Raw genomic sequence first — 10887 nt, forward strand, 5'->3', positions numbered from 1 at the left:
CCGGCTTTCGCCGGGACAAGCTTCGCGGGGGTGGCGGCTTACGGGCATGCAGACATCTGTTAGCGCCGGATTAGGGGGCGGCGACCGGGGCCCCGGGGGCCGGGTTGCGGAAGCGCGGTGTCGGGAATAGAAACGGGCGGCCGGGGGCGGTGGTCAGTGGTCGGTGGGTAGTGGGTAGTGGGTAGTGGAGAACGACTTACGAGTTACTTCCAGCCTCCTTTTCCGATGATCCCCTACACTGCCATCGCGGGCCTCGGAATCACGCAGCAGGGCAAGGTCTACGACCGCAACCACGTGGGGTTTGCGGTGGAGGCGGTGCAGTTGGCGCTGGCCGATGCGGGCCTCGATCGCGGCGACCTGGACGGTTTGCTGTTGAACCCCGGGCTGAGCTGGGGAGAGGCGGCGATGGGTTCCTTTCAGTTGCAGCAGGCGATGGGCCTGCGCAACCTGCGCTTGTCCGCCACCATGAATGCCGGCGGAGCTACGGCGGCGGCGATGATTCAGCACGCCGGCGGAGCGATCGCGGCCGGCATGTGCACCACCGTAGCGTGCGTGTTCTCCGACGCCCCGTTGAAGCCGCCGAAACCGCAAGGCGCCGAAAAAGGCGGGGGCGGGTCGGCGGGGGCGTACGGTTTCGCGCGCGGACTCGACGCCGCGTACGGGCAGTTCGGCATCAACGCCATGTACGCCATGGTGGCGCGCCGCCACATGCACGTTTACGGCACCAGCAACGACCATTTCGGTGCCGTGGCGGTAGCGCAACGGCAGTGGGCAAACCGCAACCCGGCGGCCCAGCTACACGAAACGCCGCTGACGCTGGAGGACTATCACCGCTCGCGCTGGGTGGTGGAGCCGTTCCACCTGCTCGACTGCTGCCTGGTTTCGAACGGCGGCGTCGCCGTGATCGTGACGTCCGCGGAACGGGCGCGCGACTTGAAGCGTCCTCCGGTATACGTCCGCGGCATGGGGCAGGGGCACCCGGGCGGAGACCCGGCGGAGACGTTGACGTCGGGTGCGGTGCTGGCGAAGGAGACTGCGTTGCGCATGGCCGGGCTGACGCTGGCGGATGTCGACGTGGTCGAACTCTACGATTGCTACACGTTTACGGTGATCGTCTGTCTGGAGGACTACGGCTTCTGCAAGAAAGGCGAGGGCGGACCGTTCGTGGCCGACGGCAAGACGGCGCCGGGCGGCGCGCTGCCGGTGAACACTGGCGGCGGCCAGCTTTCTTCGTTCTATATGTGGGGGATGACCCCGATTTCGGAAGCGGTGATTCAACTGCGTGGCGACGGCGCCGCGCGACAGGTGCCCGACGCGAGGGTGGCCCTGGTCAGCGGTAACGGAGGAATTCTCTCGACGCATTCGACGTTGATCTTGTCTGGTGAACGGTGAGTCGGGGTCTTGAGGTCTTGAGGTCTTGGGGTCTTGAGGTCTTGGGGTCTTGGGGTCTTGAGGTCTTGAGGTCTTGAGGTCTTGAGGCCGGGGGGCCTGGAGCCCCTAGGACCCCAGGACCCCAGGACCCCAGGACCCCACGACCCCACGACCCCAGGACCCCACGACCCCAGGACCCCCATGCCCCCCTACACCAAGCCGATTCCCACCGTTACTCCCGAGCTGCGGCCGTTCTTCGAAGCGGCGAAGCGGCGTGAGCTGGTCGTGCAGCGCTGCCGCGGGTGCGGAACATATCGATTCCCGGCGCGGGAGTTGTGCTCGAACTGCCTGTCGCGCGCGAGCGAGTGGGTACGCGTCAGCGGCGCCGGCGAGGTCTTCAGCTTCAACGTTATGCACCAGGTCTACCATCCGGGGTTCGCCGGCGAAGTGCCGTACGCGGTTGTGATCGTCAAGCTCGCGGAAGGTGCGAAGATGACGTCGAACCTCGTCGGTGTGCTGCCGGGCGACATTCGGATCGGGATGCCGGTGCGGGTTGTATTCGAGGACATCAGTGACGAGGTGACGTTGCCCAGGTTCGCTGCGGTGTCGTCGCCGGGTGTATAGTCGGTCGCGGAGGTACGGGTGAACGCGTCGGTGGGGTCCATCACGGGCGAGCCGAAGTACGCCGAAAATATTCGATGCCGTCGGTTTCGTTATTACCGGCGGCAGCAGCGTTCGCCGACGGCGCGCACGTACTGGAGATAGTACTCGAAGTCCTCGAGCGACACGTCCGGCGGAACCTGGTGGTCGATCGCCGGGATGTAGCCACCGTCGTGCAGTAGCGCCGGTACCCTGGCGTCGACCTCGGCGCGGATTGCCGCGCGATCCCGCGCAAGCACGCGCTTGTCGAGGCCGCCTTCGATGACGACCCGCCTTCCATAGCGCCGGCGAACATCGAGTACGTCCATGCCGGCCTGCACCTCGAATGGCAGGAACATGTTGATCCCGGCCTCGACGAACAGCGGAATCAGGAGGGCGAAGTTGCCGTCGCTGTCCACCTGGAACACCTCGATGCCGCTGCTGCGGGCGCGGTCGATCGCGCGAGCATAGTAAGGGCTCATGAACGTGCGGAACATCGCAGGTCCGATCATGGGACCGTTGCGGTACGCCATGTCCTCCCACAGATACACGGCGTCGACGGGGGTCGCGGCGGCGATGGTTTCGAGGATGCCGCCGTACAGGGTCGTCCATTGCTCGCCAATGGCGTGCACGAGTTCCGGGTTTTCGATGTACGCGGCCATGAGGTTCTCGAACCCGAGCAGGTGTCTCGCGAATCCGAACAGGCCGCAGACGTAGACAACGACCGGAACGTCGACGGTACGGTAGGCCTCGGCGCGCTCCGCCCAGTCGGCGCCGAGGCGGTTCGGCGTCGCCGGGTCGAGCCGCTCGCGGATGACCTCGAAGGAACGCATGTCGGTCATCGGGAAAGCCAGGAACTCCGGCAGGGCCGACTGCCGATTGGTGAACTCCTTCTGGGTGATCCCGGCCGCGGTGCGGCGGATCCGGTAGAGATCGGTTTCCGCGATCACCTGCTCCTCGAAGGCAGGAAAGAAGCCGGGGTCTTCGTGATTGCCGACGAAGATCGGGATGCGCAGGTCCATCCCGAAGTATGCCGAAGTCAGATAGCCGTCGACGTCGATAGGCAGACCTTCATTGTGCCAGCGGGCGGTGGTTTCCGGCCAGAAGCCGATGGTCTCCCAGCGAAAGGGCCGGTCTGTGGGTTCGAACCGGCAGGTGGCGCAGAATCTCTCGCGGGCGTTCATCGCCGGCTGCCCCGGTCACGCGGCGATGAAGCGCTTTGCCAGTTCCACGGCGGCGTAGGCGTCGGCGCCGTAGCCGTCGGCGGCGATCTCATCGGCGAAGGAGTCGGTGATGGGCGCGCCGCCGACGATGACCTTGACCCGATCGCGCAGCGCCGCGGTGCGCAGCGCGTCGATGGTCGCGGGCATCGACAGCATGGTCGTCGTGAGCAGGGCCGACATGCCGACGATCTGCGGCTGATGATCGCGCACCGCTTCGACGAAGCGTTCGGGGGCGACGTCGACGCCGAGGTCGATGACCTCGAAGCCGGCGCCTTCGAGCATGATCTTGACGAGGTTCTTGCCGATGTCGTGCAGATCGCCGCGGACCGTGCCGATGACGACGCGGCCAATGGTCTGGAAAGCTCCGGGCACGAGGGCGGGTCGCAGGATGCCAAGGCAGGCGCGCATGGCTCGCGATGCGACCAGCAGTTCGGGCACGAAGTATTCGCCGTTCTTGAACTTCTCGCCGACGATCGCCATTGCCGGGATGAGGGCCTGTCGAATGAGGTTACCGGCGTCCTCGCCGGCCTCGAGGGCCTGCCTGGTCAGCGCCTCGGCGTTGAGGCGATTCCCGGTTTCTACCGCGTTCTGCAGTTCGTCGATTACGGACATCGTCAACCTCCTGGGATTCGTGCTCACTGCGTAACTTCGAGCACACAACACGGAGCACGGAACCAAACAGGTGACCGAAGGGTGCGCCGAGATGGTGGCCCGCGGACGCTATATACGAACTTGGGTGTCCGAGGAACCCACCTGGGCGGCAGGACGTTAGCGATCCGCGGGGGATCGGGCTATGAGATGCTCATGAAGGACACGTACACCGCGGTGATCAAGCAGTCGGGAGACTGGTGGATCGGGTGGATCGAAGAGGTGCCGGGCGTTAATTGTCAGGAGGCTACGCGCGAGGAGTTGGTCGATACTCTCCGAGTGACCTTGCGCGAGGCACTGGAGTTCAATCGACATGAGGCACTCGAAGCAGCCGGAGAAGGATTTGACGAGGAATCGATCGCGCTATGAAGCGTGGCGATTTGCTTCGCCACCTGCGGACCAACGGCTGTGCCTTGCTACGGGAAGGTGCGCGCCATTCTTGGTGGCACAATTCGGCACAGAACAAGCGTTCCTCTATTCCACGGCACAATGAGGTCGATGATGGCCTCGCCCGGAAGATATGCAAGGACCTCGGCATTCCATTTGTGAGGTGATCGCTGACGAACGCGTCGAGCCGAGCCGCCCGGCTTGGCCGCCAGCGCCGCGCCAGCCCCGCCCATCGCTTCCGCGTCCCAGTATCCATGCCGCGCCGCTTTTGTGGCGCGGATCGTCCCCCCATCCCCCCGCGCCGGCACCAGACGCGGTTGCCCGAACGGATGCCTTCGCGGTCGTAGCCCGCAGGGCCTGTCCACGGACCGGGGGATCCGAGGAAAACGGTTCGTAGCGGTTGACGGCGAGGTTGCGGAAGCCCATGAGAGGACGATGAGTGCACGCCGCTGGCTCGATTCGCTTCTGGCCGACGGGCCGGTGCTGACGGATGGCGCATGGGGCACCGAGCTGCAACGCCAGGGGCTCGCGCCGGGCGAACCGGCGGACCTCTGGAATACGGCTTACCCGGATCGTGTCGAGTCCGTGGCGCGGGCCTACGTCGACGCCGGCAGCCGCATCATTCTCACGAACACCTTCGGTGCCAATCGCATCGCCCTCGAACGATACGGCGCGGCGGGGCGGGTCGAGGAGGTGAACCGCGCCGGGGTCGAGATCTCGCTACGGGCAGCGCAAGGGCGCGCGCGGGTGTTCGCGTCGATGGGTCCGAGCGGAAAGATGCTGCTGGCCGGCGAGGTCGACGAGGCGGTGCTGGCGGCGGGTTTCTGCGAGCAGGCCGGCGTACTGGCGGCCGCCGGCGCGGACGGTATCGTCGTGGAGACGATGACCGACCTCGATGAGGCGCGGATTGCCGTCGGGGCAGCGGTGGCGACGGGATTGCCGGTGGTTGCGTGCATGGTTTTCGATTCGGGTCCGCGCGGTGACCGTACGATGATGGGGGTGACGCCGCCGGCGGCGGCCGTCGAGTTGAGCCGCGCCGGTGCGGTGGCAATCGGCGCCAACTGCGGGGCTGGCATCGCAGCCTTTGCGCCGCTCTGTGCGGCGTTGGCGGCAGCGACCGACCGTCCGATCTGGATCAAGGCCAACGCCGGCCTGCCGGCGATGGAGAAGGGTCAGGTGACCTACCGGACCGGCCCGGAGGAGTTCGCCGCACAGGTGCCCGCGCTCGTGCAGGCCGGCGCGTCGTTTGTGGGCGGTTGCTGCGGGACCACGCCGGCGTTCATTGCGGCCGTGCGGCGGGTGCTCGATCGGGAACGCCGCTAGATCCGCGCGCCCACCAGTGCCGTCATGGCTTCCGTCAGGCCGTCGGTGCTGAGGTGAAACATGGAAAACAGCCGCCGGACGATGCGCACCGTGTCGGCCTCCCAGTAGGCGACGCGCTCGGGATTGAGCCAGACGCTGCGGTCGAAGTGCGCCGCGACCCGTTGCAGCCAGACGATGCCGGCGGTCGGCGTCACGCGGCGCGGATCGATGCTGCCGTAGGCTTCCAGTAGCTCGGCGGGGTGCATCGACGCGTCGCCGACGACCACGCATTTCCACCGGCTGTCGAGCTTGCGCAGAATGTCGCCCGTCGGTACCGCGTCGGCTCGCAACATGCGCGCCGTCGAATAGACGTGGTCGTAAATGCAGTTGTGGAAGTAGTACGGCTGGAACTCGCGTAACCCGCGGTCCTCGTGCAGCGCGGTGAGGAGCTGACTGACCGGTTCGTAGTACGGGTCCATTGTGCCGCCGACATCCATGAAGAGGACGACGCGGACGTTGTTGCGGCGGGGTGGGCGGAAGACGAACTCGATCTCGCCGGCATTCTTGCAGGTTTCGTCGATGGTTTCGTCGAGGTCCAGTTCGGACGCATCCCCGGTGCGGGTGAGCTGACGCAGGCGGCGGATGGCGACCCGCAACTGCCGCGTATCGAGGGTCATGTCGGTGCGATAGTCCTTGAAGCGCCGTTCCTCGGCGACCTTCATGGCGGAGCGTCCGTGCGCGGGGCCGCCGACGCGGATGCCGGTTGGATGCTGGCCGCCGTGGCCGTACGGCGAGCGGCCGCCGGTGCCGACCCACCTGTTGCCGCCGTCGTGACGCTCGGTCTGTTTTTCGAGCGTCTCGAGGAACCGCCGCATGAGTTCGTCGTGGCTGAGGCGTTCGAGCTGGGCAAGCTGTTCCGGTGTCAGGTTGGGGAAGTTCTTCGGGTCGCGCAGCCACTCCATCACCTTCTCGGTGACGTCGTCGCCGATCGCACCCTCGACACCCTTGAAGACGCGCGCGAAGACCCGGTCGTAAGCGTCGAAGTAAGTCTCGCTCTTGATCAGGCAGGCTTTGCCGAGGTGGTAGAACCGCAGCAGGCTGCACCCGTGCAGTCCCTGTTCGAGCGCACCGAGGAACATCTGCCATTCCTGGATCGCGACCGGGACCCCCTCGTCGCGCAAGCCGTAGAAGAGATCGAGGAACATGGGGTTGTGCGGGCTAACGCCCCGGTGTCCTTACGGTCTCACTGTACATACCGCGGACCCAGGTCGGACCATTTCGCCGGGACCTTGCCGCCCTGGGCGTCGTAGCGGTGGAGGGCGTCGACGTCCTGTTCCTTCTTGAGCAGCGCGCCGACGAACGGGATGTGGGTTTCCATCTTTTCCTGGGTGACGCCGGCGCGCAGCAGGGCGGCGATCCAGTCGATGAGTTCGGAGGTCGACGGCTTCTTGCGGAGATCGTTCTGTTCGCGCAGCCAGTAGAACTTGATCAGCACCTGGTCGAGCAGCCTGGCGTCGAGGTGGGGATGGTGCACGGCGACGATCTGCTTCATCAGCGGCACGCCGGGGAAGTCGATGAAGTAGAAGATGCAGCGCCGCAGGAAGGCGTCGGGGAGTTCCTTCTCGTTGTTGGACGTGATGACCACCACCGGCCGGTGCCGGGCCGCGATTTCTTCGTTGGTTTCGACGATGGTAAAGCGCATTTCGTCGAGTTCGCGCAGCAGGTCGTTGGGGAACTCGAGATCGGCCTTGTCGATCTCGTCGATCAGGAGCACGTGACGTTCGGTGGCGGCGAAGGTGCGCCCCAGGGGTCCGAGCTTGATGTAGCTGCGGATGTCGGCGACGTCCCCGGTGCCGAAGCGGCTATCGTTCAATCGCTGCACGGTGTCGTACACGTACAGACCCTCGGGCGCCTTCGAGGTCGACTTGATGTGCCAGGTGAGGAGCGGCATGCCGAGTCCCTCGGCGATGTGCCGGGCCAGCACGGTCTTGCCGGTGCCCGGCTCGCCCTTGATCAGCAGCGGCCGTTCGAGCGCGATCGAACAGTTTACCGCGTCGACCAGCGGTCCGGAGGCGATGTAGCCGGGCGTGCCCTTGAATTGCCTGAATCCATCTGTGCTCATGACGGCCAGAAACTATCGGTGCGCCGCCGGTGGTGCAAGGTGGATGGGGTCCTGGGGTCTTGAGGTCTTGAGGTCCTGGGGTCTTGAGGTCTTGAGGTCTTGAGGTCTTGAGGTCCTGGGGTCTTGAGGTCTTGAGGTCTTGAGGTCTTGGGGTCTTGAGGTCTTGAGGGCGTGAGGGCCCGGGGTCTTGGGGGCATAGGCGTTAACCTGGAATCCATCGCTGGCGGAGTCGTTTGAGCCGTTCAACCTGCGCAGTGCGATATCCTCTATGGGCTCGTCTTCCTCGCCCCAGTAGTGCGTCCGCGGGTCCCGCGTTCCCTTGTCCTCGAGCCGGAGCGGTGTGAGCCCCAGAGCGGCCACATCGGACCGGACAGACTCGATCTCCCCGGACAGGTACGGGTGGCCCGCGTAGCTCCACTGTTTGCGTGGCTTCACCGACACGATCTCCCCGGCACGACATCCCAGAGGCGAGTGGCGCGCAACGCAATAACCCGGTCGCTTCCCAGCGATCGGCGGGGCGCGGCCCGCTCTTTGACCGAGAGCGCAACCAGTTTGACGGGCTGGTCCAGATCGAAGTCCTCCGCCGTTGCCTTGTGTTGGCGTCTCCTGCGTGTTGGCCGAGAAGCCACGGCCGGATAGGGATCGAGACCGAGCCACTTGCGATAGGCAGCAAGGTAACGAGAGCTGCTCGATCCCTCCGGGAATACGACATCGGAGGCTGCCACCACGTGTTCGGCGCCGTCGCTACGACGACACCTGGCTGTCAGTCCACGGCGTTCGTTTCCATCGTAGTCGACCTCGAGCACTGCGACCTGCTGACCGATGAAAAAACATCTGCGGGAGGGCACTTCATCCTCGAAGGCCTGCCGGAAGGCCCAGAGCTTCTCGTCGTCGCCGTAGGCGTCGACGGCGATGTGTTCGATCGGGTCTTCCAGATCGGCGAAACGTTGCTTGTCCCCTATCGGTTGAACGTTGTGCCGGCGAGGCGTAGCATCGGCTCGACGATGAATCCGCTGGCCGTTATCGAAAGCCGCATGGGTGAGATCCGTGCGCTTGGAGCGCGGCGCATCGGCATCTTCGGCTCGTTCGCGCGCGGGCAGGAACGCGAGGACAGCGACGTCGACGTGTATGTCGAATTCGACGACGACAAACGCACGTACGACAACTTCTTCGCTTTGCACGAACTGCTCGAGAGCCTGCTCGGTCGTCGCGTCGACCTTGTTACTGACAAGGCGCTCACCGAAACCAGGGCCCAGCTGATCCTTCCGACCGTGCGCTATGCGTCCGTCCACGCGTGAGTTGCTGCGCGACATTCTGCGCGAAGCAGAGTTTCTGGAGGTCGAGGCGGGCCGCACCACGCAGGAGGCGTTTCTCGGGAACGAAGTGCTGAAGCGCGCGTTTGTGCGCGGTGTGGAGATCATCGGCGAAGCGGCCAAGCAGGTCCACGAGGAGACGCGCCAGCGCTTTCCAATGGTTGACTGGCGAAAGATGGCGGGTATGCGCGATCGTCTCATCCATGACTACGGCGGCGTCGATTATCTGATCGTCTGGGACGTCGCGCGGAACAAAGCTGCGGCACTCGCGGCACAGGTGCGTCGCATCATCGAGGATGCGGACACGCACCCGTAGGGCTCCTCGTCGGTCCCTGCCCCTACTGGTGGTACCTTTGTGCTCATGACGGCCAGGAACTATCGGTGCGCCGCCGGTGGTGCAAGGTGGATGGGGTCCTGGGGTCTTGAGGTCTTGAGGTCTTGAGGTCTTGAGGTCTTGGGGTCTTGAGGTCTTGAGGTCTTGGGGTCCTGAGGTCTTGGGGTTCTGATGCAGTTTCAGCCACGGGATCGCGTCCGTAGGCGGCGGCCCCGTCCCGCAGGACATAGCCGTCGCCGTCCGGCTCTACCACGCGGTAGCGCCCGCTCGGGTACCTGCAGAGGTGCCACCCCACCCCATACACCGCCCCGGGGTAACCGATCACCCTTGCCCGTGCCCCTGCCCCTGCCCCAACGTCACGCCAAACCGGGCATGGGCAAGGGCAAGGGCATGGGCAAGGGCATGGGCAAGGGCTCGGAATCGGTATCGATCCGTGCCCGTCCACTCATCCGAGTTGCAGCAGATCTTCTCCGAGCCGCCGCAGATCGGCGAGGAACTCCCCCACATCTGGCGCGTTGATCCATCGGATCATGCGCCAGTCTGCTTCTGAGGCGCTGATCAGGACACGCGCCAGATCCGGCGAGAACAGACCCGCCGCCTTGCTGTGGGCATCCTCCAACGCTCGGCCGATCGACAGATCCATGCGGCAGCAGAATCCCCACACATCGGCCAGGTCTTTGGGCTCGGTGCGATCGATCAGCGCCGTGAGTTTGTTGGCCAGCAGGTTCTCGGCGCTGTCGACGCGGCCGAGCACGGGGTGGTCGACGATCTCGCCGACGTGCGCCGGCACGTCGTCGATCAACTCGATCTTCAAATTGGCCTGTGGTGTCACGACGTTCACGCGAACGAAGCGGGCCTCGCGCAGGAGAACTTCTGTCTTCCAGTCGGACACCGCCGCCAGTCCGTCAATCACGCGCTCCGCCCAGAGGCGGAACTGCGGGCTGTCATTCGTGAACAGATCGAGATCGTCGGAGAAGCGGTGCTGCAAGTACGCCCGCGACGCGGCGGTTCCCCCGGCGAGATAGAACCCTGTGCGCAGATCACCGATGCCGCCGAGGACAAGATCCTGCAACGGATACAGGATGTCGAAGTAGAAGTCTGCCTCGTACATGACCTGTGGCTTAGAGCAACTCGGGGTGGTGCCGGCTCAAGTGCTCGACGAGGAAGTCGATGCCGCGGCGCCGTGAGTCGGAGCGAACGCGCTGCCGCCAGGTCGACCAACCGGCGGCCAGGGCGCGAAAGCCGAGCAGACGCACAATCTCGCCGTAGGGAGCATATTCGATCAAGCGCACCGCCGCCCAGTCACGGTCCAGACGCCCCAACTGCAGCGACCCGTCGAGCAGGGCACGAAACTGTGCCTCGTCGATATCGTAGTCCCAAACGCAGGGCAGACGCCGCCGCGCGGCAGGGATGGCTTGCGGTTGCATGGCGTCCTACCGTAGCACCGCTGCCGAGTCGCGGCAAAAAAAGGGGGGTCTTCACGGATTCGTGTGGGTAGAAAGTGGGCTGCATGGTATCGGGAACCCGCGATTGGCAAGGGTTTGAGCG

At 65.2% G+C, this 10887-nt stretch carries 13 protein-coding genes; 7 read left to right on the plus strand and 6 right to left on the minus strand.

Going from position 1 to position 10887, the window contains the following annotated elements:
• The first annotated feature begins 225 nt into the window (after window positions 1–225).
• Window positions 226–1392 carry a thiolase family protein gene (locus L6Q96_22370; GenBank protein MCK6557295.1) on the plus strand — a complete coding sequence of 389 codons (1167 nt, stop codon included), beginning with the start codon at window positions 226–228 and terminating at the stop codon, window positions 1390–1392.
• A gap of 180 nt (window positions 1393–1572) precedes the next feature.
• On the plus strand, window positions 1573–1995 hold the full coding sequence (locus L6Q96_22375) for a Zn-ribbon domain-containing OB-fold protein (GenBank protein ID MCK6557296.1): 423 nt from the start codon (window positions 1573–1575) through the stop codon (window positions 1993–1995).
• Window positions 1996–2087: 92 nt separating this feature from the next.
• Here L6Q96_22375 and L6Q96_22380 read toward each other — a convergent pair whose 3' ends face one another.
• Both L6Q96_22380 and L6Q96_22385 read right to left on the minus strand, forming a co-directional pair.
• Complete coding sequence (locus L6Q96_22380; GenBank protein ID MCK6557297.1) at window positions 2088–3194, minus strand: hypothetical protein; 1107 nt, start codon at window positions 3192–3194, stop codon at window positions 2088–2090.
• A 15-nt stretch (window positions 3195–3209) separates the two neighbouring features.
• The gene (locus L6Q96_22385; protein ID MCK6557298.1) at window positions 3210–3845 is read right to left on the minus strand and encodes a corrinoid protein; all 636 of its coding nucleotides are present in this window, start codon (window positions 3843–3845) and stop codon (window positions 3210–3212) included.
• Between the two features lie 192 nt (window positions 3846–4037).
• Here L6Q96_22385 and L6Q96_22390 point away from each other — a divergent pair, with 192 nt between their 5' ends.
• From L6Q96_22390 to L6Q96_22400, 3 genes are all read left to right on the plus strand, one after another.
• The gene (locus L6Q96_22390; GenBank protein MCK6557299.1) at window positions 4038–4250 is read left to right on the plus strand and encodes a type II toxin-antitoxin system HicB family antitoxin; all 213 of its coding nucleotides are present in this window, start codon (window positions 4038–4040) and stop codon (window positions 4248–4250) included.
• Window positions 4247–4435: a type II toxin-antitoxin system HicA family toxin gene (locus tag L6Q96_22395; GenBank protein MCK6557300.1), complete on the plus strand. Its 189-nt coding sequence runs from the start codon at window positions 4247–4249 to the stop codon at window positions 4433–4435. Before L6Q96_22390 ends, L6Q96_22395 begins: the two co-directional genes overlap by 4 nt.
• A gap of 268 nt (window positions 4436–4703) precedes the next feature.
• A complete protein-coding gene (locus L6Q96_22400) occupies window positions 4704–5591 on the plus strand; it encodes a homocysteine S-methyltransferase family protein (GenBank protein ID MCK6557301.1) in 888 nt (295 codons plus the stop codon).
• On the opposite strand, the gene L6Q96_22405 is transcribed toward L6Q96_22400, so the two are convergent.
• Together L6Q96_22405 and L6Q96_22410 are read right to left on the minus strand one after the other, a co-directional pair.
• Entirely contained in the window at window positions 5588–6775 is a 1188-nt protein-coding gene (locus tag L6Q96_22405) for a VWA domain-containing protein (GenBank protein MCK6557302.1), read from the minus strand. The genes L6Q96_22400 and L6Q96_22405 overlap by 4 nt on opposite strands.
• A gap of 38 nt (window positions 6776–6813) precedes the next feature.
• Window positions 6814–7692, minus strand: a complete 879-nt coding sequence (locus L6Q96_22410; GenBank protein MCK6557303.1) for a MoxR family ATPase — start codon at window positions 7690–7692, stop codon at window positions 6814–6816.
• A gap of 728 nt (window positions 7693–8420) precedes the next feature.
• Here L6Q96_22410 and L6Q96_22415 point away from each other — a divergent pair.
• Window positions 8421–8990, plus strand: coding sequence for a nucleotidyltransferase family protein (locus L6Q96_22415; protein MCK6557304.1), 570 nt, complete (start codon window positions 8421–8423; stop codon window positions 8988–8990).
• A complete protein-coding gene (locus tag L6Q96_22420) occupies window positions 8971–9321 on the plus strand; it encodes a DUF86 domain-containing protein (GenBank protein MCK6557305.1) in 351 nt (116 codons plus the stop codon). The genes L6Q96_22415 and L6Q96_22420 overlap by 20 nt, the downstream gene beginning before the upstream one ends.
• Window positions 9322–9784: 463 nt before the next feature.
• Here the strand turns inward: L6Q96_22420 and L6Q96_22425 are convergent, their stop codons facing one another.
• On the minus strand, window positions 9785–10450 hold the full coding sequence (locus L6Q96_22425; GenBank protein ID MCK6557306.1) for a nucleotidyl transferase AbiEii/AbiGii toxin family protein: 666 nt from the start codon (window positions 10448–10450) through the stop codon (window positions 9785–9787).
• 10 nt (window positions 10451–10460) lie between these two features.
• Window positions 10461–10766: a hypothetical protein gene (locus L6Q96_22430; protein ID MCK6557307.1), complete on the minus strand. Its 306-nt coding sequence runs from the start codon at window positions 10764–10766 to the stop codon at window positions 10461–10463.
• Between the last annotated feature and the right edge of the window lie 121 nt (window positions 10767–10887).

The sequence above is a fragment of the Candidatus Binatia bacterium genome (assembly GCA_023150935.1).
Lineage (GTDB): Bacteria > Desulfobacterota > Binatia > HRBIN30 > HRBIN30 > JAKLJW01.